The 24,704-nt window shown below is 55.1% G+C and carries 18 protein-coding genes; 11 read left to right on the top strand and 7 right to left on the bottom strand.

Going from position 1 to position 24,704, the window contains the following annotated elements:
• Positions 1-31: 31 nt before the first annotated feature.
• From ureA to CHB59_RS02700, 9 genes are all read left to right on the top strand, one after another.
• A complete protein-coding gene (gene ureA, locus CHB59_RS02660; protein WP_089374694.1) occupies positions 32-334 on the top strand; it encodes an urease subunit gamma in 303 nt (100 codons plus the stop codon).
• Between the two features lie 155 nt (positions 335-489).
• Positions 490-798 carry an urease subunit beta gene (locus CHB59_RS02665; RefSeq protein ID WP_089374889.1) on the top strand — a complete coding sequence of 103 codons (309 nt, stop codon included), beginning with the start codon at positions 490-492 and terminating at the stop codon, positions 796-798.
• Positions 795-2,498 (top strand): urease subunit alpha, encoded by a 1,704-nt coding sequence (gene ureC / locus CHB59_RS02670; RefSeq protein WP_089374695.1) that lies wholly within the window; start codon positions 795-797, stop codon positions 2,496-2,498. The genes CHB59_RS02665 and ureC overlap by 4 nt, the downstream gene beginning before the upstream one ends.
• A gap of 210 nt (positions 2,499-2,708) precedes the next feature.
• Positions 2,709-3,203, top strand: coding sequence for an urease accessory protein UreE (gene ureE / locus CHB59_RS02675; RefSeq protein ID WP_089374696.1), 495 nt, complete (start codon positions 2,709-2,711; stop codon positions 3,201-3,203).
• Complete coding sequence (locus CHB59_RS02680) at positions 3,196-3,879, top strand: urease accessory protein UreF (RefSeq protein WP_089374697.1); 684 nt, start codon at positions 3,196-3,198, stop codon at positions 3,877-3,879. The genes ureE and CHB59_RS02680 overlap by 8 nt, the downstream gene beginning before the upstream one ends.
• Positions 3,880-4,136: 257 nt before the next feature.
• Positions 4,137-4,748 (top strand): urease accessory protein UreG, encoded by a 612-nt coding sequence (gene ureG / locus CHB59_RS02685; RefSeq protein WP_179212048.1) that lies wholly within the window; start codon positions 4,137-4,139, stop codon positions 4,746-4,748.
• 24 nt (positions 4,749-4,772) lie between these two features.
• Entirely contained in the window at positions 4,773-5,333 is a 561-nt protein-coding gene (locus CHB59_RS02690; protein ID WP_089374699.1) for a HupE/UreJ family protein, read from the top strand.
• A gap of 150 nt (positions 5,334-5,483) precedes the next feature.
• On the top strand, positions 5,484-8,906 hold the full coding sequence (locus CHB59_RS02695; protein ID WP_089374700.1) for a hybrid sensor histidine kinase/response regulator: 3,423 nt from the start codon (positions 5,484-5,486) through the stop codon (positions 8,904-8,906).
• On the top strand, positions 8,893-9,828 hold the full coding sequence (locus CHB59_RS02700) for a response regulator transcription factor (protein WP_089374701.1): 936 nt from the start codon (positions 8,893-8,895) through the stop codon (positions 9,826-9,828). Before CHB59_RS02695 ends, CHB59_RS02700 begins: the two co-directional genes overlap by 14 nt.
• A 191-nt stretch (positions 9,829-10,019) precedes the next feature.
• Here CHB59_RS02700 and efp read toward each other — a convergent pair whose 3' ends face one another.
• From efp to greB, 3 genes are read right to left on the bottom strand one after another with little or no spacing between them, the layout of a single operon-like run.
• The gene (gene efp / locus CHB59_RS02705) at positions 10,020-10,577 is read right to left on the bottom strand and encodes an elongation factor P (RefSeq protein WP_089374702.1); all 558 of its coding nucleotides are present in this window, start codon (positions 10,575-10,577) and stop codon (positions 10,020-10,022) included.
• A 59-nt stretch (positions 10,578-10,636) separates the two neighbouring features.
• Complete coding sequence (gene earP, locus CHB59_RS02710; protein ID WP_089374703.1) at positions 10,637-11,749, bottom strand: elongation factor P maturation arginine rhamnosyltransferase EarP; 1,113 nt, start codon at positions 11,747-11,749, stop codon at positions 10,637-10,639.
• On the bottom strand, positions 11,746-12,243 hold the full coding sequence (greB, locus tag CHB59_RS02715) for a transcription elongation factor GreB (protein ID WP_089374704.1): 498 nt from the start codon (positions 12,241-12,243) through the stop codon (positions 11,746-11,748). The genes earP and greB overlap by 4 nt, the downstream gene beginning before the upstream one ends.
• Positions 12,244-12,357: 114 nt before the next feature.
• On the opposite strand from greB, the gene CHB59_RS02720 reads away from it, so the two are divergent.
• Together CHB59_RS02720 and CHB59_RS02725 are read left to right on the top strand one after the other, a co-directional pair.
• Entirely contained in the window at positions 12,358-15,120 is a 2,763-nt protein-coding gene (locus CHB59_RS02720; RefSeq protein ID WP_089374705.1) for a PD-(D/E)XK nuclease family protein, read from the top strand.
• Positions 15,117-18,509 (top strand): UvrD-helicase domain-containing protein, encoded by a 3,393-nt coding sequence (locus CHB59_RS02725; RefSeq protein WP_089374706.1) that lies wholly within the window; start codon positions 15,117-15,119, stop codon positions 18,507-18,509. Before CHB59_RS02720 ends, CHB59_RS02725 begins: the two co-directional genes overlap by 4 nt.
• Positions 18,510-18,635: 126 nt before the next feature.
• Here CHB59_RS02725 and CHB59_RS02730 read toward each other — a convergent pair whose 3' ends face one another.
• The 4 genes from CHB59_RS02730 to tldD all read right to left on the bottom strand — a co-directional run bounded on the left by CHB59_RS02730 (position 18,636) and on the right by tldD (position 24,635).
• Entirely contained in the window at positions 18,636-19,256 is a 621-nt protein-coding gene (locus CHB59_RS02730; RefSeq protein WP_089374707.1) for a DedA family protein, read from the bottom strand.
• A 1-nt stretch (position 19,257) separates the two neighbouring features.
• On the bottom strand, positions 19,258-22,662 hold the full coding sequence (gene mfd, locus CHB59_RS02735) for a transcription-repair coupling factor (RefSeq protein WP_089374708.1): 3,405 nt from the start codon (positions 22,660-22,662) through the stop codon (positions 19,258-19,260).
• Positions 22,663-22,810: 148 nt separating this feature from the next.
• Positions 22,811-23,077, bottom strand: coding sequence for a DUF2934 domain-containing protein (locus tag CHB59_RS02740; protein ID WP_089374709.1), 267 nt, complete (start codon positions 23,075-23,077; stop codon positions 22,811-22,813).
• Between the two features lie 82 nt (positions 23,078-23,159).
• The gene (tldD, locus tag CHB59_RS02745) at positions 23,160-24,635 is read right to left on the bottom strand and encodes a metalloprotease TldD (RefSeq protein WP_089374710.1); all 1,476 of its coding nucleotides are present in this window, start codon (positions 24,633-24,635) and stop codon (positions 23,160-23,162) included.
• Between the last annotated feature and the right edge of the window lie 69 nt (positions 24,636-24,704).

Genomic DNA, 24,704 nt, shown 5'->3' on the forward strand with positions numbered 1-24,704 from the left:
GTTAAATTGAATTGATAAAGAAGAAAGATTGATGGAACTGAGCCCAAGAGAAAAAGACAAGCTGCTGATCTTTACCGCAGCATTGGTTGCAGAGCGCCGCAAGGAGCGTGGCCTCAAGCTGAATTACCCGGAGTCGATTGCATTCATTAGCGCCGCGATCATGGAGGGCGCGCGTGACGGCAAGACGGTGGCGGAATTGATGGGGTATGGCGCGACCTTGCTGAGCCGTGACGATGTGATGGAAGGCGTGCCGGAGATGATTCCAGAGATACAGGTGGAGGCGACTTTTCCGGATGGGACGAAATTAGTCACCGTCCACCAACCGATTCCCTAAGCATGGCGCTGCAAGCGCGGATGGCGGCGTTACAAATTCTTGCCGTACTCAATATGTACTGTCTGCGAATTTGTGTCTTGCCCTCCACGTTTGCAGCACCATGCTGAGATTGGCGTAAAACGAAAAACAAAACATTGATCATTGGAGTATCCAGCATGATCCCAGGTGAAATGAAAATAGACGCAGGCGAAATCCTGCTCAACGACGGGCGCGAGACAGTGACGCTGGAGGTGGCGAATACGGGCGACCGACCGATCCAGGTAGGTTCGCATTACCATTTTTACGAGGCCAATGAAGCTTTGTCGTTCGAGCGGCAACAGGCTTATGGCTTCCGCCTCGACATTGCGGCAGGTACGGCGGTGCGTTTCGAGCCGGGACAGAGCCGTACGGTGCAATTGGTGGCCTTGAGCGGTAAGCGCGAAGTGTATGGCTTTGCTGGCAAGGTGATGGGAGTGCTGAAATGAGTGTGAATATCGACAAGCGTGCCTATGCCGAGATGTTCGGCCCAACGGTGGGTGACCGTGTGCGCCTGGCTGATACCGAGCTATGGTTGGAGGTGGAGCAGGATTACACCATCTACGGCGAGGAGGTGAAGTTCGGCGGCGGCAAGGTGATACGCGACGGCATGGGGCAAGGCCAAGGTTTGGCGAGCGAAGTGGCGGATACGGTGATTACCAATGCGCTGATCGTCGACCATTGGGGCATCGTCAAGGCCGATATCGGCATCAAGGGCGGTTATATCTCTGCCATCGGTAAAGCGGGAAATCCCGATATCCAGCCTGGCGTGGGGATTGCCATTGGTGCGGGTACCGAGGTTATCGCAGGCGAGGGCATGATCGTTACTGCGGGGGGCATCGACACTCACATCCATTTCATCTGTCCGCAACAGATCGAGGAAGCATTGATGTCCGGCGTCACCAGCATGATAGGCGGCGGCACTGGTCCGGCGACTGGCACCTTTGCCACAACTTGTACGCCCGGCCCCTGGCATATCCACCGTATGTTGCAATCGGCAGATGCGTTTCCGATGAACCTGGGTTTTCTCGGCAAGGGTAATGCCAGTCTGCCGCAACCGTTGCGTGAGCAGGTCGAGGCAGGCGTGGTCGGGCTCAAGCTGCATGAAGATTGGGGCACGACGCCTGCTGCGATTGATAATTGCCTGAGCATCGCTGAGGAAATGGATGTGCAGGTAGCGATTCATTCCGATACTCTCAATGAATCTGGTTTCGTCGAGACCACGCTGGATGCGTTCAAGGGCCGCACTATCCATACCTTTCATACTGAGGGCGCGGGCGGCGGCCATGCGCCGGACATCATCCGTGCGGCGGGATATCCCAACGTATTGCCGTCGTCGACCAACCCGACCCGGCCTTTTACCATCAACACCATAGACGAGCATCTGGATATGCTCATGGTCTGCCATCACCTCGACCCGGCGATTGCCGAGGACGTAGCATTTGCCGAGAGCCGCATCCGTCGCGAAACCATCGCGGCAGAGGATATCCTGCATGATCTCGGCGCGTTTGCCATGATGTCCTCAGACTCGCAGGCCATGGGCCGCGTGGGTGAGGTGGTGATTCGCACCTGGCAGACCGCGCATAAGATGAAAGTACAGCGTGGCCCGCTGGAGCAGGATAGCGAGCGCAACGACAACTTTCGCATCAAGCGCTATATCGCCAAATACACGATCAACCCGGCATTGACGCACGGCATCGCCCACATCGTCGGCTCGATCGAAGTTGGAAAGTTGGCTGATCTGGTGCTCTGGCGTCCGGCATTTTTCGGCGTCAAGCCTTCCACCATCCTCAAGGGTGGCATGATCGCGGCTGCTGTGATGGGCGACGCCAACGCTTCCATCCCGACGCCGCAGCCCGTGCATTACCGCCCAATGTTTGGTTCATACGGTGGGGCATTGCAGACTTCGGTGACATTTGTTTCCCAGGCGGCATTGAGCAACCCGGAAGTGGCGGCATTGAACCTGAAAAAACCATTGGTCGCGGTCAAGGGCACGCGTGGCGTGAAGAAAACGGACATGGTGCACAACGGCTGGATGCCGGAGATTGATGTGGATCCGGAAACCTATGAGGTACGGGCGGATGGCATGGTGTTGAGTTGTGAGCCGGCAGAAATACTTCCTCTAGCCCAACGCTACTTCCTGTTTTGACGCGCACAGACTAGCGTCCCTGGCGGCGTTGCTTTAGCTTGCCGTACTAAGCGTACTGTCTGCGCTAAAGCGCCTTGCCAGGAACGCCAGTCTGCACGCTCAAGTAAGAGTTGAGGGTGTTGAAGTGTACGTCTACGGCAAAGCGCCTAGTCAGAATCGCTTTATTGAGCGCTTGTGGTATGACCATTTTGGAGAGTTTGAAAACTGAGCATGCTAGGAATCAGCAAGAAAATAGAAACCGCCAGCCAGGTTGACGATCAACTGGTGCTGCCGTTCGACCGCAGACAGAAGAGCCGTTTGCGCGTCGTGTTGGCTTCTGGCACTGAGGCGGCTTTGCTGCTGGAGCGCGGCACGGTGTTGCGTGGCGGCGATTTGCTGCAGGCCGAGGATGGACGTGTGGTGCAGGTGGTTGCTGCAGATGAGCCTGTATTGCGGGTGACGGCAGCGACGCCACGCGAACTGGCGCGGGCGGCTTACCATCTGGGCAACCGCCACGTGCCGCTTGAGGTTGGTGACGGCTGGCTGCGCCTGGAGCAGGATCATGTATTGCAGGAAATGCTGCTCGGGCTGGGCGTACAGGTGCAAGGGCAGATGGCCTCGTTCGAGCCAGAGGCTGGTGCATATGGCGGCGGGCATCGCCATCATCATGATGACAGCGATGTGCCTTCGATTCGCCAGCCGGCACGCCTGAGGATGCATGAATAAGTCCCAGTCTCTGGTGCGGCTGCTGCAACTGGCAAGCCCGATGCTGCCGGTCGGGGCGTACAGCTACTCTCAGGGGTTGGAGTGGGGCATAGAATCGGGCGAGGTGCACGACCTGGTGAGTGCTCAGGCCTGGATAGGTGATGTGTTGCAGGTTTACCAAGGTGGTTTTGAGCTGCCTGTGCTGAGCCGGTTTTATCGTGCGTGGCAAAGCGGTGATGCTGATGCTTTGAATGATTGGAATGCATTTTACCTGGCTGGGCGTGACAATGCCGAGGCGTTGGCCGAAAGCAGGCAGATGGGGTATTCGCTCAAGCGCTTGTTGCTGGAGTTCGATGATTTGCCTGATGCCTGGACGATGATGATGGAGGCTTTGCCAAGTGCTTCATTCCCGGCTCTGTATGCGGGCATCAGTCAGGCTTGGGGTATAGATGAGCAGGATGCCTTGCAGGCATATGCCTGGTCGTGGCTGGAAAACCAGGTTAGTGCTGCGATGAAGGCAGTGCCGCTGGGACAGGTGGCAGGGCAGAAAATATTGCTGAGTGTGGCGGACAGTATTTCTGTATTGGTGGAAGAGGCAATGCACCTACCGGATTTCATGATCAGCAATTTCTGCCCCATCCTGACAATAGCGGGATGCAGGCACGAAACGCAATATAGCCGCTTGTTCAGGTCATGATGGTTTGTTGTATTGCCAGCTACACGATCGTGTTCTACTTGCTGGATTTTTTCGTGTCTATATCTCTTTAACTGTTTAATACAAAAAACCCTGACGTCTATTTATAAAAAAATACATTTTTATTATAAATAGACTATAAAAATTTGATTTGTTTTCTAAATTAAAATTCGGGACTGGCAAGGTCTAGGGTAGGAGTGGCCGGACTTTTGCTTGCAATGCCAGTAACTTTGAATCACAAACCAGGATGGAAGCAAAAGATGCAGATTAAGGAGCCTTTACGTGTCGGGATAGGTGGCCCGGTCGGGTCAGGCAAGACGGCACTCACTTTGGCCTTGTGTCAGCGTTTGCGCGATGTGTACAACATCGCGGTGGTAACCAATGATATTTATACCCGAGAGGATGCCGAGTTCCTCACGCACAACGAGGCCCTAGCGCCAGAGCGCATTATTGGAGTAGAGACGGGCGGCTGCCCACACACGGCGATTCGCGAGGATGCATCGATGAATCTTGAGGCGGTGGCGCAACTGAGCGAGCGCTTCAACCCGCTGGATATCGTGTTTGTCGAGAGCGGGGGAGACAACCTGGCGGCAACTTTCAGCCCGGAATTGTCTGACCTGACAATCTACGTGATTGATGTTGCCGCGGGGGAGAAGATTCCGCGCAAGGGGGGGCCTGGTATCACTAAGTCCGATTTGCTGGTCATCAATAAGATCGACCTGGCACCCATGGTAGGAGCATCTCTTGAAATAATGGACAGGGATGCGCGCAGGATGCGCGGCGAGCGACCATTTATTTTTACCAATCTCAAGGATGGTAAAGGACTGGAGGATATCGTCAGTTTTATTGAAAAGCAGGGATTGATGCTCTAGGGCATGTATTCAAAGGATAATCATATGAAAATTGCGCGTTTGGCAGCATTGGGGCTGCTGGTATTTTCTCCTCTGGCATTGGCTCATCCGGGCCATGCTGTTCATGGTTTCTCAGCAGGTTTTATGCATCCTCTGACAGGACTGGATCATCTGTTGGTAATGCTGGCAGTTGGCGTCTGGGCCGGTAAAATTGGTGGTGCTGCACGTTGGCAATTGCCGCTGACGTTTGTTGTGGTTATGGCGCTGGGTGCCTTGCTGGGAATGACGGGCTATAGTCTGGCACCGATTGAGACACTGCTGGCAGCCAGTGTGATGGCACTAGGTGTCTTGCTGGTAGTCAGCTTCAGGTTACCGCGCTTGTTACAGTTGGGCCTGGTTGCGCTGTTTGCTGTGTTACATGGCCTGGCACATGGTGCCGAACTATCTTCTGGGCAAGGGGCATACGTCATGCTGGGCATGTTGTTGGCAACGGCCTTGCTACATGGAGTGGGAGTGAGTCTGTCTGCCAGCCGCTTGCCTAGATTGGTGCAATCTGTCATCGGCTGCACCATGATTGTGCTCGGGGCTTGCTTCCTGGCGGTGTAATGCTGTAGCCGCCAGCCTGAAGGAAATGCGGCGAGCGTTGATGGGAGGAAGTTGGGTGCAGATGGTCTCGCCTGTGTCATTATCGTGCGTATCTGGCTTGAAACTTGCTGGAATCAACTCAGGTTTCAACGCAGGAAATGACACGCCTACATGGCCATTATTAACGATCAGCACGCGGAAGCTGTAGCAACAGAACCCACCCAGCGCATTGTCAAGGTGCGCCGGGACTACAATACTTGGGTAGTCAACGAAACCCTGGAGGATTACGCCTTGCGGTTTACGCCCAAGGCTTTCCGGAAATGGTCGATTTTTCGTGTCGCCAATACCGCATTCGGCGCTATTTCTTTTCTGGTGCTGGAAGCCATTGGTGGCACGCTGGCGGTCAATTATGGTTTTACCAATACGCTCTGGGCCATTCTGGCGATTGCCCTGATCATTTTCATGACCGGCCTGCCTATCAGTTATTACGCGGCAAAATATGGCCTGGACATGGACCTGCTCACGCGTGGGGCAGGCTTTGGCTATATAGGCTCGACCATTTCATCCTTCGTCTATGCTTCATTCACCTTCATCCTGTTTGCGCTGGAGGCGGCCATCATGGCCTATGCGCTGGAGCTTTATTTTGAGCTGCCGCTCTATGTGGGATACCTGGTAAGTGCGTTGCTGATTGTGCCGCTGGTCACGCACGGCGTCACCTTGATCAGCCGTATCCAGATGATTACCCAGCCGATCTGGTTATTGCTGCTGGCATTGCCTTACATTTTCATTATCTACAAAGACCCTGGGGTGATCAGCCGCCTAGCGGAATTTTCCGGCAAATCCGGTTATGACGGTGATTTCAACTTGCTGATGTTTGGCACAGCCATGGCGGTGGGCATGGCATTAATTCCGCAGATCGGCGAACAGGTGGATTTTCTGCGTTTCATGCCGCAGAAAACCAGGAAGAACCGTTTTCGCTGGCATTTTGGGGTATTGATGGCCGGGCCGGGATGGATTTCACTTGGCATGCTCAAGATGTTGGGGGGAGCGCTGCTTGCTTATCTGGCGGTCGAGAATATTCATTCATTTGAACAGGCGGTGAATCCCAACCAGATGTACCTGGCAGGTTTCGGCCAGGTGTTCTCCAACCCTGAAGTCGTGCTGGCGGTCACGGTTTTTTTCGTGGTCATATCGCAGATCAAGGTGAACATGACCAATGCCTATGCCGGATCTCTGGCATGGTCCAATTTCTTTGCCCGCCTGACCCACAGTCATCCGGGGCGCGTGGTATGGGTGGTATTCAATGCCATGATCGCCATTATCCTCATGGAGATGGATGTGTTCCAGGCGCTGGAACAGGTTTTGGGCCTGTATTCCAATATTGCGATTTCCTGGATCACGGCCGTGGTGGCTGACCTGGTCATCAACAAACCACTAGGGCTGAGCCCCAAGGGAATCGAGTTCCGTCGGGCTTATCTTTACGATATCAACCCGGTAGGGGTCGGGGCGATGGTGATTGCTTCATTGCTATCGGTGGCTGCCTTTTTCGGCATATTCGGTCTTGAGGCTGAAGCATTTTCCGCCATGATCGCGCTGGTCTCTGCACTGGTGGCTTCGCCTTTGATCGCCTGGCTGACAAAGGGAAAATACTATATTGCCCGTCATCCTGTGATTTACCAGCCAGGCAGACAGGTGCAGCGTTGTAGCATCTGCGAAAGGGAATATGAAGTCGAGGACATGGCGCATTGCCCGGCATATCAGGGTGCCATCTGTTCCCTGTGTTGTTCGCTGGATGCGCGTTGCAACGATATCTGCAAGCCGCAAGGCCGTATCGAACACCAATGGCAGCTGGTGATGCGGCGGGTACTGCCGGAAAAGTGGGCCGAGGTGATGCAGAGTGGTCTGGGACATTACCTGCTATTGATGGCGGTGACACTTGCCTTCCTGAGTGCCTTGTTCGGCTTGATTTATTTTCATGAGTCCCTGACATTTACCGGCCCCAAGGAGGCTTTGCTGCCCGAGCTGCGCTTGGGATATTTCAAGGTGTTTGCGGCGCTGGCTTTCGCCAGTGGCATTATTGCCTGGTGGATTGTGCTGACTTCAGAGAGCCGTCGTGTTGCGCAAGAGGAATCCAATCGCCAGACCAACTTGTTGCAGCGTGAAATTGTCCTGCACCGGCAGACAGATGCGGAGCTGCAACGGGCCCGGCAGCAGGCTGAACAGGCTAACCAGGCCAAGAGCCGGTATATCACTGGAATCAGCCATGAGCTGCGTACGCCGTTGAACAGTATCCTGGGATATGCGCAGCTGCTGGACAATGATCCTACTATCCCTGACAGCAGGCATCAATCCATCCGTGTCATCCGCCGCAGCGGGGAGCACTTGCTATCCCTGATAGAAGGCACGCTGGATATTGCACGTATCGAGAGTGGAAAGTTTGCATTTGACCTGAGATTGGTGCGTTTCCCCGAGTTCATACAGCAACTGGTCAGTATGTTCGAAATACAGGCGCGTAACAAAGGTATCAGTTTCCATTATGAACAGCATGGCGAACTTCCCAAGGTGGTGCGTATCGACCAGAAGCGCTTGAGCCAGATATTGATCAACATCCTTGGCAATGCCGTCAAGTTCACCCGGCAGGGCGGCGTTTCCTTCAAGCTGGTTTATGCGCGGGAAATGCTGAATATTAGTATTGACGACACGGGCCCCGGTATCGCCCCGGAAGAAATCGAGAAAGTGTTCGAACCGTTTGCGAGAGGTTCGGCCGCTACGAGCAATATTGGAGGCACCGGCCTGGGACTGACTATCAGCAAGATGCTGACTGATCTCATGGGTGGGCAGCTGACTGCGAGAAGTATCCTGGGACAGGGCAGCCAATTCAGTATCCGCCTGTTTCTTTCACAGGTCAGGGTGGAGGAAGACATTGAAACTGCCTCCATGCCCACACCCATAGCCTATAAAGGAGCACGGCGCAGGATTCTGGTGGTCGACAATGAGCAGGTGGACCGTGAGCTGCTCAAGCACATCCTGCAGCCGTTGGGATTCGAGGTAGCGGAAGCTGCCAGTGGTCGCGAATGCCTGCAGGTCTATACCGGCTTCCGTCCTGATGTGATTCTCATGGATCTTGCCATGCCGGATATGGATGGTTGGGAAGCCAGCTACATGATACGCAAGGTGCACCAGTCCGATGTGCCGATTGCCATTGTGTCTGCCAACGCCTTTGACAAGGGGCTGGAAAACACGGCAGGCATCCCGGCATCGGATTTTATCGTCAAGCCAGTGAATGTCATGGAATTGCTACGCTGGGTCGGGGAGCAGTTGAAGCTGGAATGGATTACTGATATTGGGCAGGTCCAGCCCGACGCATCTACTGTCACGCAGGAACCGGATGTTGAACCGCCGTCCAAGGGCGATCGGGATGAACTAATGGCATTGATCAAGATGGGATATGTGCGCGGGATCAGCCGCAAGCTTGATGAGATCGGCACAGATAGTCAATATGCGACATTTATTGCGGCCATGCGCAAGTTGTCACAGCAGTTTGAACTGGAAGCAATGCAGAAAATGCTGGAAGAAGTGAATGATGGCAGTTAGAAAAGAAACAGTAGTAGTGTTGATTGTGGATGATGTCCCGGACAATCTGGCGGTGCTGCATGATGCGTTGGATGAATCGGGCTACATGGTGCTGGTTGCCAACAATGGGGAAGCGGCATTGGCGCGTGCGGAAGAAGCGCGACCCGATATCATCCTGCTGGATGCGATCATGCCGAGTCTTGATGGTTTTGAGGTTTGTACCAGGCTTAAGGCCAACCTCAATACCCGTCATATCCCGGTGATTTTCATGACTGGGCTGACCGAGTCCGAGCATGTGGTGGCAGGCTTTGCTGCCGGAGGGGCGGATTACGTCACCAAGCCAATACGTACCACGGAAGTCTTGGCACGCATCAGCACACACCTGCAGGCGTCGCGGCAGATACACCAGACACGCGGGGCGCTGGATGCATTCGGGCAGGCTGCCATTGCCATATTACCCGGCAGCGGGCGTATTGTCTGGCAGACACCTTTGGCAAGGGACTGGATGACGCGTTATTTTACGTCTGGCGATCTTGATGCGGAAACGCATACGCCAGCTATATTCCTCAAATGGCTGGATAGCGTGAAAACCAGCGGTATGGAGGTGCATCCGCTGACCGTGGTACAGGGAGGCGGGCGCCTGGTCTTTTCCCCGGCAGACCTTGATAGTGAAGAGCAGTGGATTATCCTGTTGCGCGAAGAATCCGATGCCGCACAGACTGAAGCCCTGATGCAGGCATTCGGCCTGACGCAGCGTGAGTCAGAAGTGCTGTATTGGGTGATTCGAGGCAAGACCAACCGTGATATCGGCGATATCCTTGGCACCAGCCCGCGTACCATCAATAAACATATGGAGCACGTGTTTGCCAAGCTGGGCGTTGAAACCCGTACTGCGGCTGCTTCACTGGCGACAAGTAAAATGCGTAGCGCCAAGGCTGGCTGATGATGAAATGAATACTGTGGCAGAGCTGGTGCTTATAAAATGAGCAGGCTTATTTCCATGCATCATATCAGCTACTTAATGGCTTTCTCCCCAGACTGCGCACAAGGTTACCCACAGATTTTGTGATGCAGTATGACAGCCAATAAAAAAAGGGAACCCATGGGTTCCCTTTTTTGTGTGTGGCAGCAGGCTTACTTCACGCGGTTCTTGTATTCCAGTGTGCGGGTGTCGATTTCGATCTTGTCACCGATATCGCAGAACAAAGGCACTGGCAATTCGAAGCCGGTGTTGATTTTGGCTGGTTTCATCACTTTGCCTGAGGTGTCACCCTTGACGGCTGGTTCAGTGTAGGTGATTTCGCGTACTACAGAGTTTGGCAGTTCAACGGAGATAGGTTTGCCGTTGTAGAACACGACTTCACATTCCATGCCGTCTTCCAGGAACTTGAGCGCATCTTCCATGGTTTCCGCTTCAACTTCATACTGGTTGTATTCTGCATCCATGAACACGTACATGGGATCTGCGAAGTAGGAGTAGGTAACTTCCTTCTTTTCCAGTACCACGACATCAAACTTGTCATCAGCCTTGTAGACAGCTTCGCTCGGGGATTCTGTGAGCAGATTCTTGAATTTCATCTTGACCACGGAAGAGTTGCGGCCTGATTTACTGTATTCGGCCTTCAATACGACCATAGGGTCGTTGCCTACCATAAAGACGTTGCCTACGCGAAGTTCCTGAGCTGTTTTCATTGTGATGTCCTAGGACTTAAAAATGGTGAATGGTAAAAAGTCGCGCATTATACCTGAAATTATTGGAAATTTCTCACGAAATTGACCAGTTGGGTAGTCATATCTGCTTGTTCAGCAAGGGATTGTGCCTGGCAGATGGTGTGCGCTTGTGCGGCGGGGAGTATCTTGAGCAGTTGAGGCCAGTCGCCAGAGGCCAATTGCATATGTGCCCAGGCGTGATGGAATGCTGACCATGTGCTGGCTGTTTCAGTGTCCAGTCCAGAAAGATAGCGTCCAAGGAAAGCCTCCAGCTTGATGATATGAGCATCTTCTTCCTGCAGGTAAGGCTGCCAGATGAAAGGTTTACCTGCCCAGATGGCGCGAATCCAACTATCTTCGCCCCGTACAAAATTGAGGTCACACGACCACAACAGGCGGTCATAGTCTGGCTGGCTGAGAAAAGGCAGAACTTCGACAGTCAGTGCGCCTTGTGTCAGGGAATCCCCCACGCAAAGGCGCGATTTCCCGAAAAAATGGCTCACAGGCTGCAACAAGCTACTTTCCGGGATCAGGCACTGAACAGGGCGTTCACTAGCGGCCATCCCGGTCAGCAGGGTTGCTATATCAGCTTGTGGATAGGCAAACAGCGAAACGCGCAATGCCGATGTATGATCAGTGGTCGGCTGTAATTGCTGGAGGGAGAGTTGATACTGCTTGCGTTGTGTCAGCAGGTCGTGTTCGCGCAACAGGCCGCCGGTGCGCTCCGTAAAGCCCGGGAAGAAAAAGGTTTTCTTCAAGGGTAGCCTGGGGTGGGGCGAGGGCTGTTGATGGTATTCCTCGACCCATGTTTCCGCACTGAGGTAGTCGAGATTAATCCAGACAGGAGGTGTTGCCACCATGGCCTGTATATAGCTTGCAGGCAACTCGCAGGCGAATGCCTCAATGACGACCTCAGCTACGCTGTCACATATGAAATCATTGTCCCAGCAGGCAATCGTGACACCTTCGAGCTGCTGTTGTGGCAGTCCGGCATCAAGCCCCGGAAGCAGGCGCTGTGCGACAGGGATATCGTCGACCCATAGCCGCACATGGATACCATATTCCTGTGACAGCTGTCGTGCCAGCCGCCAGCAGACGCCGATATCGCCAAAATTATCGACAATCCGGCAGAAAATATCCCAGCGTTGGATCATCCGATATCCGGTGCGTGGTAGCTGACATCTACGACTTCAAAGCTTTCCTCGCCTGCTGGCGTCGCTACCCGGATCACGTCCCCGGGTTGTTTGCCGAGCATGGCGCGTGCCAATGGCGAAATCCAGCTGATATATCCCTTGCCGGGATCCAGTTCATCCTGACCGACGATGCGGTAGTGGTGCTCACTATCCTTGTCCAGTGAATACAGCTCCACCCAGGCGCCAAAATAGATTTTTTCCAGGTCCTGCTGGGTCTGTGGATCAACTACAACGGCAATATCCATGCGTTTCATGAGAAAGCGCAGGCGCGAGTCTATCTGGCGCAGGCGCTTCTTGCCGTAGATGTAGTCGCCATTCTCGCTGCGGTCGCCATTGCCTGCTGCCCAGGAAACGTCACTGACGACCTTGGGGCGCTCAATCTTGTAAAGTTGTTCAAATTCATCCTTCAGGCGTGCGTAGCCTTCCGGGGTGATGTAGTTTTTCTGGTCTGCCATAGGCTAGGCAAGTTAGATGGCAAGGCGCCGGCTGTCAAGCAGTATGCAGATGGAATTCAATGCACATGACACGGAAGCAGTTGCATCAGGTGGTAATCAAGTAAAATCCTTGTCATGAATGCTCATGACACCCTGATTCTATGTGCTACGGCACGCCTGGCGCGTGCATTGCAGCTTGACCATGGCAAGGCCTTGTTTGCTGCCGGGCAGACGCAATGGGCCTTGCTCAATACGGCAACCGTCAACCAATGGCTGGCTGGCCTGCTTGAATCCGCCATGCTGCAAGGTGATTTACAGATCGGGCAGATGCCACCCAATGTACTGAGCCAGGCGCAGGAGCGCATGTTGTGGGAATCCGTGATCACTGATGCCTTGGCTGCTGAGTCATCAGCCGCATTATTCGATACCAGGGGACTGTCTGGAGCAGCGCAGGAGGCCAACCAGTTATTGCTGGAATGGCGCCTGCCGTTGCCTGATGCAGGGCATAGTGAAGAAACCCGCCAGTTTCTTGCCTGGCGGCGAGAATTTACTATCCGCTGCCAGCGTGATGGTTGGATAGAGTCGGTACGTTATTTCGACTGGCAGCTGGATCAGTTGGAGCATGGCCTGGGACAATTGCCGGGGAAGGTGACTTTTGCAGGGTTTGATCGTATCACCCCGCAGATACAGCGTTTGCAGGATATCCTGCGGCAGCGTGGCGTGAACGTCAGTCGCCATGTCACTGGTATGGAAAACGAGGGCCAATGTTGCCGGGTGATTCTCAATGACCAGGATGCCGAGTGCCGCGCCGCCGTGGCCTGGGCACAGGAAATACTGGAGCAGCAGCCGGATGCCAGAGTAGCCATTGTCGTGCCGGAGTTGGCCAGGTTGCGGGGAACATTGGCACGCTTGCTCGATGATGTATTGCACCCGGCCTGGGTGCGTCCGGCCATGGTGGAAGCTGCGCGCAGTTATGATTTTTCCCTGGGATTGCCCGTAAGCCGGGAGCCCGTGATTGAAACCGCGTTGTCCTTGCTGCAATTTTTCAGCCAGTGCAGGCCGCAGGACAAGGTAGAGCAGGAGGCGTTTTCCCGCCTTTTGTCACAGCCATACTGGTCGCATGCCGTGACCGAGGCTGATGCGCGTGCGCAGCTGGATGCGCGCATGCGCGAGCATTTGCCCTTGTCCATGAAGCTGTCCCGGCTGCAGCGGTTTGTCCGCAGGGAAATGGAAAGTACATCATTGCCTTTGTCCCTGGCGGGATTGCAGGCGCATATCACCGCAGTGCTGGAAGTATTGCGTGAGTCGGTGAAAAAAGAGCTATTGCCGTCCGCATGGGTGGACGTCATCACGCGCGCCCTGGATGCCCTTGACTGGCCAGGCAGGCAGCGCAGCCTTTCCAGCTTTGAATACCAGGCGATACAGGCGTTTGGCAAGGTGCTGGAATCCCTGGCAGCACTGGACGTTCTGCAACGGCCCATGAGCCTGGGCAGCGTATTGTCACGTTTGCGGGAGTTGTGCCGGGAACAGATTTATCAGCCGGAAGCCGAGGGAGAAGTACGCCTGCAAGTCATGGGGATGCTGGAAAGCAGCAGTAAACCGCTGGATGGTCTCTGGGTGATGGGGATGAATGACCATGTATGGCCTCCGGCACCACGCCCGAATCCGCTGCTGCCTGCTGCGATGCAGCGTGAGCATGGCTTGCCCAATGCGGATAGTGCCGTACAGATGGTGTTTGCCCAGGTGATACATCAGCGCCTGTTATACAGCGCGCAGCAGATTATATTTTCCAGTGCCTTGCGGGAGGGGGAGCGTGAATTGCGCATGAGCCCAGTGATACAGGCGATCCCGTTGCGCGATGGCCAGGTCAATCTGGCGCAAAGCCTGGCACAGAGGCTGGCGCAGCAGTATGCCCGCAGGATGGAGTGGTTGGATGACCATCAGGCACCTGCTGTTGGCGAGGGGGAGCATGTATCCGGCGGCACTGGCCTGCTCAAGGCCCAGGCGATCTGTCCTGCCTGGGCTTATTTCCAGTATCGCCTGCATGCTCGGGCGCTCAGGGTACCAGTCAATGGCCTGGATGCGGCTGAGCGTGGAACCCTGGTGCATCTGGTGCTGGAACATTTCTGGCGGGGGCGCAGCCTGCAGGACTTGCAGGTCATGGATGAGGTGCAACTGGAACAAGCTCTGGCAGCGGCCGTGGAGCTTGCGTTGGCCCAATACATGGAAACCTGCGATACCGTATTGAGCGAAGCATTTATTCTGCTGGAAAGTCAGCGCCTGCAAAAACTCCTGCGCGGCTGGCTGGTATTGGAGCAGACCCGGGAGCAGCCATTCAGCGTACTTGCCAGCGAGCAGCGGCAGAAAATCCTGATAGAAGGAGTGGAAATCACCCTGGTCATAGACCGTATTGATGCCTTGCCGGATGGCAGTCGTATTGTCATGGACTATAAGACCGGGCGCAAACCGGATACCCGTAACTGGGCGCAACAGCGCATTACGGAACCACAGCTGCCGGTATATGCGGCATTTGTGCTCAGCACGACAGATCCGGGCACAGAGAGTGGCGAGATTACGGCTATTGCGTTTGCCATGGTCAAGTTGGGGGAATATGGCTTTGCCGGCTTATCCAGCACAGATGTATTGCCGGACATGACCACGCTGGATGATAAAAAGGCACGCGAGATATTCCCTGAAGCGGAATTCCCGGATTGGCACAGCGTATTGCAGCATTGGCGCAGCAGCATTACGGCGATTGTGCATGAACTCAAGCGTGGTGAGGCAGCCGTGCAACTGCAGGAGGAAAAGGATCTGATGTATTGTGAAGTGAAGCCTTTGTTGCGGTTGCCGGAGCGACGCTTGCAATTCGAACACCGGCAGCAGGGAGAGGCCGAATGAGCGGGATGCACATGAATGCCGAGGAGTTGCTGCACCTGGATCAGCACAGCCGCCAGCGTGCCTTGGCACTGGAATCATTTATCGTGGAAGCGCCAGCGGGTGCTGGCAAGACGGAATTGTTGACACAGCGCTTTCTGCGTCTGCTGACTACAGTCCAGTCGCCGGAAGAAATCATGGCCATTACCTTTACCAAAAAGGCAGCTGCCGAAATGCGTGCCCGCATTATCGACAGCCTGGTGATGGCAGACAGTGGGAAGCTGCCGGAAGCACCACACAAACAGCAGACATTTCAGCTGGGGCAGGCTGCGCTGGCCCATGCTGCCCGCCTGGATTGGCAGTTACTGGATAATCCCTCGCGCCTGCGTGTTTACACCATAGATTCTCTGTCAGCTTCACTGACCATGCAGATGCCATTGTTGAGCCGTTTCGGCAGCCAGCCCGCCATCAGTGATGATGCAACGGTACATTACCGCCTTGCGGCCGAACGCACCCTGGCGCTGGTGGATGATGACATTTATGGCGGGATAGCAAGACTGGCGTTGGGTTATGTCGAGAATGATGTGCAGAAGCTGACCCACCTGTTGGTGGACATGCTGGGGAGAAGGGATCAATGGCTGGAGTTTGCCAATCGCCAGGATACCCAGCAGCTTGCCGAACAGGCATTGACGCACTTGGTCAGTGCAGATATCCATGCTGCGGCTGATGCGTTTCCGCCGCGATTGCAAGCTGTATTGATGCCGATAGCACGCTATGCCGCTGCCAACCTGGCCTGTGATATTCCGCAGGCATTGCTGTTGGATTGGGACAATGTGCTGCCAGCAACAGTATCGGCATTACCGGTATGGCTGGCGGTGTGCGATTTATTGCTGACTGATAAAGGGACATTGCGCAAAAGCGTGAATGTGCGCAATGGTTTTCCCGCCACACCTGAGTCCAAACCATTCAAGGAGCAGTTTGCCGAAGTGGTAGCAACCTTGCAGCAGACACCAGGCGCTGAAGCTGCTCTGCATCGCTTGCGCAGGCTGCCTCATAAGCATGATGCGGAAAGCTGGCAGATGGTGGCCGCGCTCGCTGGATTGCTGAATATTGCAGTGGCCCAATTGTGGCTGGTCTTCCAGCAGGCGGGAGAGGTAGATTTTGTCGAAGTGTCGCAGCGTGCTTTGATGGCGATTGATTCCGGGGATGGTGCTGCTCCCCGCGAACTGGCCATGAAACTGGATTACCGGATTTCCCATTTGCTGGTGGATGAGTTTCAGGATACCAGCCCGACACAGGTCAGGCTATTGCAGCATCTGACCCAGGAATGGGTGCCAGGCGATGGGCGTACCCTGTTTGCCGTGGGCGACCCCATGCAGTCCATCTATCGCTTCCGCAAAGCCAATGTCGGCTTGTTTCTTGAAGTGGCAGCAGAGGGGATTGGCAGCCTGCAACTGGAACGTCTGCAACTCTGCCGCAACAATCGCTCCTGCCCGGCAGTGGTGGAATGGATCAATAGCACTTTCCGTCATGTGTTCCCGCCACGGGACAGTGTAGTGCAGGGTGCCATCCATTACCGTGATTTTGTGGCAACACGTGCTGACAGTGCAGGTGCTGGTGTGATGGTGCATCCGCTGGTGGCAGGCACTGACGATACGACAGAAAACATGCGGATATGCGAAGCAGCCCGGATCGTGGAGATTATCCGTCATACCTGGGCTGACAAACCTGGGGCCAGTATTGCGGTCTTGGTGCGCGCGCGATCACACCTGGAAACCCTGGTAGCGGAAATCCGCCGCCATCATGCTGACTTGCGCTTTCAGGCCGTGGAAATCGAGCAGCTTGCCGGGCGCCAGAGTGTGCAGGACCTGCTGGCGTTGACACATGCCTTGCTGCACCGCGCTGACCGGGTCAACTGGCTGGCAATCCTGCGTGCGCCATGGTGTGGATTGCGATTGGCGGATATGCATGTACTGGCAGGGCACGAACGCCATCGCACGGTCTGGTCATTACTCAATGATGTGCGTATCAGCCAGGCCATGAGTGAAGATGGGCGCCAGCGTTGCCAGCATATGGTGCATGTGCTGGCTGAGGCCCTGTCACAGCAAGGACGTATGCCGCTGGGGCGGTGGCTGGAAAGTACCTGGATCATGCTGGGTGGTGCTCAGACCTTGTGGCAGGCAGGAGATATTGTCGATGTCGAGGCTTATTTCAGGCTGGTGGAGCGTTTGGATCAGCAAGGTAGTTTCAGCCTGGAACGACTGGTGCAGGAAATGGACAAGCTGTTTGCCGAGCCGGATACACAGGCTGATGGGCAGCTGCAGTTCATGACCATCCATAAGTCCAAGGGACTGCAATTTGATACCGTAATCCTGCCCGGGCTGGAGCGCAAGCCTGCCAATGGTGCCACGCCCTTGCTGTTGTGGGAGGAGGTGGCTATCGAAACACCAGCAGGCAGCAGTACTGAACTGGTGGCGGCTCCTTTCATTCCCAAAGGTTCTGCGGCGAAGGATGAACCGAATCCTTACAGCTACCTCAAATTGCTGGAAAAGGAGCGCACGGATAACGAGGGTGCGCGCGTGCTCTATGTGGCTGCCACGCGCGCGGAGCGTAGCCTGCACCTGCTGGGGAGTGTGAAGCCGAACAGCAAGGGAGACCTCAAGCCTGCCAGTACTACATTCCTGGAGTTGTTGTGGCCTGCCATAGGCGGACAGTTCCTGCAGTCAGCGGATGAACCGTCTCGTCCTGTTTCTTGCGGGCAGGCTTTGCTGGCAGATTTTGTGCCGCAACTCATTCGCACAGCGGAAGCTGACATACCATTGCTTTATATCGATAGCCGGCATGACAGTATTTCTTCTGGTGAGAAGCGCGGAGACACGCCGGTACTGAGCAGGCAGGCCAGTATCGAGGCCAGTATCGGCACACTGGCGCACAAATATGTGGAAATGATAGCCGCGCAGCCGGATTTCAACGGTTGGTTGCAACGGTTGCCGGGCCTGAAGCCTGCGATGATGCATTGGTTGCGCATGCAGGGACATTTTGGTGAGGTAGCCGAAACCGCAGCCGGGCAGGTCGTGAAATTGTTGGAGCTGACACTGCAGAGTGATGATGGGCGATGGGTGCTGGCTGCCAGGCCTCAGGCCGCTGCAGAACTTGCCATGGGGCATATGGGGGACAATGGCCTGAAACGGCTGGTGGTTGATCGTTGCTTCATCGAGAACGGTGAGCGCTGGATCATTGACTATAAATCTACCCGCTTGCCTGAAAAGGCCGATGCGGCGGAGATACGCAAAGCAGCCAGCAGTTTTGCCGCACAGCTGGAGGGTTATGCAGCCTTGTTTGCCACAGAAGGCTTACCAGTGCGAAAAGCTATTTATTTCATGACATTAGGAAAATTGAGCGAACTGCTGTAAGTTGCGTTAAAATTCGTGAAGCAACCAGCACTGCCTGGTTGGCCTCTTTATCTCGGGGGGGGATAAAGGAGGACTAGGGCGTGGGTTATCCCACGCTTTTTTCCTTGTTTTGTTTCTCTGTCTGCCTTAAACGTCGCGTATAGCTTTCAAGTGGCGCCGGATATACCACGCGGCAAAAATGACCCCCAATACGACCAGTACCAGGTGGAACTGGTGAAAATAAACTTCGATAGACTCCCAATGCTGCCCGAGTTTCATGCCGATATAGGCGAGCAGGTAGCACCAGATCAATGATCCCAGGAAAGTGTAGACAATAAACTTGTTCATTGCCATGCGCGCGACTCCCGCCGGAAAGGCGATGAAAGTGCGCACGGCGGGCAGCAGTCGGCCAATGAAAATGATGGCATCGCCATATTTCTCGAACCAGCGGTCAGCGAGCTGCAGGTCATGATGGGAAATCAATACCCATCTGCCATATTTCTCTACCAATGGGCGTCCTCCGAACATGCCCAGATAATACGCAGGGATGGAGCCAAGCACGCAGCCAATTGCCCCGGCCAGTGCCACGCCCCATAAATGCAGCTCACCCTTGAATACCAGGAAACCGGCAAAGGGCATGATAATTTCCGAGGGCAGGGGAATGCAGGCGGATTCAATCGCCATCAGCAATACAATACCGCCATATCCCATGCTGGAAATGATGCTGATGATCCATGCGGCAACGATGGCAATGATTTTTTCCAGCATGTCAGGTCAGTTCCTTGAGCAGATTCTTGATGAAGTCTGAGCGCAGTGTAATGTCCGGGAGCTGGGCTGTCACCCTGAGCTTGTCTGGGCCGTTCATGCGACAACGGCGATCACGCTGCAGCAGGGCAATGAGCTTGGTTGGGTCAAGTTCGGTACTCGGTGCAAAATGCAACTGGATTGCGGAATCGCTGGCGTCGATCTTGTTGATGCCCAGCGGCTTGGCAGCGATGCGCAGGCGGTGACAGGCCATCAGGGCTTCGCCCTGTTCCGGCAGCAATCCGAAACGGTCAATCAGCTCTTCCTGCATGGTGTCCAGGTCATCGTCGTCGTTGCAATTGGCCAGGCGCTTGTAGAGTACCAGGCGTTCATGCACATCCGGGCAATAGTCATTTGGTAATAATGCAGGAGTATGAAGATTGATTTCAGTGGTGACGCCGAGTGGTGCCGATAGATCCGGCTCCTTGCCTGCCTTGAGCTGTTTCACGGCATGGTTGAGCATGTCGGAATACAGGGTGAAGCCGATTTCCTGCATTTCCCCGCTCTGGCTGTCGCCCAAAAGTTCTCCCGCACCGCGGATTTCCAGGTCGTGCATCGCCAAATGGAAACCGGCACCCAGGTCTTCGAGCAGCTGGATCGCGTCCAGGCGCTTTTGCGCCTGTGGTGTGATATTGCGGTCGGGATCGGTCAGCAGGTAGGCGTAGGCCTGGTGATGTGAGCGACCCACACGTCCGCGCAGCTGGTGCAGCTGCGCCAGCCCAAACATATCGGCACGGTTCATGATAATAGTGTTGGCCGTCGGCACGTCGATGCCGGTCTCAATGATGGTGGTGCACAGCAACAGGTTAAAGCGTTGCTGGTAGAAGTCGCGCATCACATGTTCCAGCTCGCGTTCGCGCAGTTGGCCGTGCGCAATGCCGATGCGGGCCTCGGGCAGGATTTTCTCCAGCTTTTCTTTCATAACGAAGATGGTGTCCACTTCGTTGTGCAGGAAATACACCTGACCGCCGCGCTTGAACTCTCGCATGGCGGCTTCACGGATGATGCCTTCGGAATAATGGGTGGCGAAGGTCTTGATCGCCAGGCGCTTCTGCGGTGGCGTGGCGATGACCGAGAATTCGCGCAGGCCCTCCATCGCCATCGACAAGGTGCGTGGGATCGGCGTGGCAGTCAGCGTCAGCACGTCCACTTCGGCGCGTAGCGCCTTGAGTTGTTCCTTTTGTCGCACGCCAAAGCGATGTTCTTCGTCAAGGATGACCAGTCCGAGGTTCTTGAACTTGACGTCTTTCTGGATCAGGCGGTGAGTGCCGATGACGATATCAATGCTGCCGTCTTCCAGGCCCTTGAGTGCCTGCGCTTGCTCCTTGGCAGTGCGGAAACGGGAGATCTCGGCGATCTTGACCGGCCAGTCGGCAAAGCGGTCGCTGAAGTTGTTGAAATGCTGTTCCGCCAGCAAGGTGGTTGGCACCAGCACAGCCACCTGCCTGCCGCCCATGACGGCGACGAAGGCAGCGCGCAACGCCACTTCAGTCTTGCCGAAGCCGACATCGCCGCAGACCAGCCTGTCCATGGGACGTCCGGATTGCATATCGCTGATGACTGCTTCGATGGCGGCCAGCTGGTCCATGGTCTCCTCGAACGGGAAACCTTCGGCAAAAGCTTCGTAATCCTGTAAGCCCAGCTTGAAAGCATGGCCTTTGCGCGCTGCGCGTTGGGCGTAAAGATTGAGTAGTTCCGCAGCGGTGTCGCGCACCTGTTTCAGGGCTTTCTTCTTGGCTTTTTCCCAATGACCGCTGCCCAGGCGGTGCAATGGCGCAGACTCTGGCGGTCCGCCGGAGTAACGTGAGATCAGGAACAGTTGTGAAACGGGTACGTAGAGTTTGTCGTCGCCGGCATATTCCAATAACAGGAACTCAGTTTCGCCTTCGCCAAAATCGATATTGACCAGACCGCGGTAGCGGCCAACACCGTGCTGCTCATGCACCACAGGGTCATGCTCGCGCAATTCTGACAGGTCTTTCAGCATGCCTTCGGTATTGCGCTGTTTTTCCTTGTCGCGGCGGCGTTGCTGGCGCACGGTGTTGGCGTAGAGCTCTGCCTCGGTAATGACGGTAATATCGTCCAGCGCATAGCCACCGTGCAAAGGGCTGATACCCAACATGACGGGGATTTCGCTGGATTGGAAGGTGCTCCAGCTTTCTGCTACTTCGTATGTAATATTGTGGTCGGAAAAAAGCTGTGCCATGGTTTCGCGCCGCCCCAGGCTTTCCGCGGCGATCAGGATACGGCCCTTGTTACGGCGGATGAAGTCCTGCAATTTGTGCAGCGGATGTTCGGAGCGTCGTTCCACTTCCAGTGAAGGCAGCTTCTTCTCCGAGGTGATACTCAGCTGTATTCGCGCCCAGGCATGGCTCTGGCTGAAAAATTCATCCGCCTTGATCAGCAGGGCTTCTGGCTTGAGTATGGGGCGTTCGGGATCATGCGCCAACTGGCGGTAACGTGATTGTGCATCCTGCCAGAATGATTGCGCAGCCTTGTCCAGGTCGCCGTGCAGGCAGAGCACGGCATCTGCTGGCACATAGTCCAGGAGTGTGGAAGTGTGCTCGAAAAACAAGGGTAAGTACCATTCGATGCCACCACTGGCGAGCCCCTTGGAAATGTCTTTGTAGATGCGGCTGCGTGAAGGGTCGCCCTCGAAAGTTTCCCGGAAATTCTGCCGGAAGCGTGAAATGCCGGTTTCATCCAGCGGAAACTCGCGTGCGGGCAGCAGGCGGATTTCCGCTACTGGATACAAGCTGCGTTGCGTGTCCACATCAAAAGTGCGGATAGTCTCGATTTCATCATCAAATAAATCCAGCCTGTAGGGTAGGACACTGCCCATGGGAAACAGGTCAATCAGGCCACCGCGCACGCTGAATTCCCCAGGGCTCACGACCTGGCTGACATGATGATAACCGGCGTTGGCGCACTGGTTGCGCAAGGCTTCGATGTCCAGTGTCTGGCCCTTCTTCAGCATGAAGGTGTGGGCATTCAGATAGGCATTGGGTGGCAGGCGTATCAATGCCGTGGACGCCGGAACCAGCACGATGTCGCAGCTGTTCTGGCTGATCTGGTACAAGGTGGCCAGCCGCTCTGAAATCAGGTCAGGGTGTGGCGAGAAGTGATCGTAGGGCAGGGTTTCCCAATCTGGTAACAGGTGTACGCGTAGTTGAGGTGCATACCAGGGAATTTCCTCCAGCAGGCGCTGGGCATCGAAGGCACTGGAGGTGATTACGACCAGGGGGGATGTTGCATTTGCTGCGATGCGCTGATTGGCGAGTTGCGCCAATGCCAGACTGTCTGTGCCGGAAATCAGCGGATTGACGCGGGAGGTTTGACCTGTTGCCGGAATAGGCAGGGAGAACTGCATTGCTTTTGCCGTTACATATTGGATAAGCGGCTTATTATAGCGCCAGGCACTACAGGCAGGCCAATAATGCTGGGTAGTGCTGTTTTAAATCCGGGGGAGAAAGGCATTCCAGGCTGTCCGATGGCGGACATGCTGGAAGCCGGATAGCTCAATTGAACTGGGAGTTGATCTGGGCCTCGGCAGTTGCCCAGTATGCTATGGGGTCGCCGGAAAACCCATTGCTTTCGGCAAGAAAATAGGCAGCAACTTCAATCATGCGGTAACGTTCTTCTGCGCTGATACTGGCGGCGGCCTTGCTTGTTCCTGCTTTGCTGCTGGTTTTTCTGCTGACGGTTTTCCTCGCTGCTGCAGGTTTTGCAACGACTGCTTCAGGAGTGGTGGATTTCTTGACGGTAGTACTTTTTGGTGTAGCCATTTCGGTTCCTTTCTTTTGGTAGGGACTTCCATGCTGGATTGAATACAAAGAGGTGAAGGCGGTAACCTTCACCTACATCATATTAAACCGTTCCGCCTACCGTCAAGCCGTCTATACGCAGGGTAGGCTGGCCCACGCCAACCGGCACGCTCTGACCCTCCTTGCCGCAAGTGCCGACACCGCTGTCGAGTGCCATATCGTTGCCTATCATGGACACTCGGGTAAGTACATCAGGGCCGTTGCCGATCAAGGTAGCACCTTTGACCGGGTAGGCCAGTTTTCCATCTTCGATCATCCAGGCTTCAGCAGCAGAGAACACGAACTTGCCGCTGGTGATGTCCACCTGGCCGCCTCCGAAGTTGGCTGCATACAGGCCTTTTTTCACTGACTTGATGATTTCCTCGGGCGCCATATTGCCATTGAGCATATAGGTGTTGGTCATGCGCGGCATGGGAATATGGGCGTAGGATTCGCGTCGGGCGTTGCCGGTCAGCGCCATGTTCATGAGCCGGGCATTGAGGCTGTCCTGCAGGTAGCCACGCAGGATGCCATCTTCGATCAGCACGGTGCGCTGGGTGGGGTTGCCTTCGTCGTCGATATTGAGCGAGCCTCTGCGGTTGCTGATCGTGCCGTCATCCACCACGGTGAGTCCCTTGGCAGCCACCTGCTGCCCGATGGCATTGCTGAATGCTGAGCTGCCTTTGCGGTTGAAATCGCCTTCCAGGCCATGGCCGATGGCTTCGTGCAACAGGATGCCGGGCCAGCCTGCGCCGAGGACGACTGTCATGCTGCCTGCGGGAGCAGGACGGGCTTCCAGATTGACCAACGCTTGGTGCACAGCTTTCTGTGCATAGTCCTGCAATACTTCATCCGTGAAATAGCTATAGTCAAAACGACCGCCGCCACCTGCGGAGCCTTGTTCCCGTCTGCCATTTTGCTCGGCAATTACTTGTATGGAAAGACGTACCAGTGGACGCACATCGGCAGCCATCATGCCGTCATGGCGTGCGACCATGACGACTTCATATTCACCGGCCACTGAAGCCATGACTTGTGTCACCCGTGGGTCCTGTTTGCGGGCGAACATTTCAAGCCGTTCAAGTAGCTTGACCTTGGCATCAGCGCTCAATGAAGCAATCGGGTCTTGTGGCAGGTAGAGTTGCGGGGCTGCAATGCGCTGTACTGCCTGGGCCTGTTTTTCTTCGCCCAATGCCGCAATGGCGCGAGTGGCGGTTGCTGCCTGCTCAAGCGCAGAAAGATTGATGTCATCGGAATAGGCAAAAGCGGTTTTTTCCCCGCTGACTGCACGCACACCCACACCCTGATCAATACTGAAGTTGCCGGATTTGACCTGGCCTTCTTCCAGCCCCCAGCTTTCTGCGCGGCTGTACTGGAAATACAGGTCTGCATAATCTACCTGGTGCGACATGATACTGCCAATTACGCCCTGCAATTGACCGACATTCAGCCCGCTCGGGGCAAGTAAAGTGTTGGTAGCCGTACTGAAATGGGAGTTTTCAGCAGGGCTGGAAGCAGAAGGCAGGATATCGTGTTTCATGATCGAGAATTTTCAGCAGTTGCAGTTGCAGTTGAATACCATCATAACAGGCCGGGATGTGCCTGCCGC

The organism is Methylobacillus rhizosphaerae (assembly GCF_900187985.1).
Taxonomy (GTDB): domain Bacteria; phylum Pseudomonadota; class Gammaproteobacteria; order Burkholderiales; family Methylophilaceae; genus Methylobacillus; species Methylobacillus rhizosphaerae.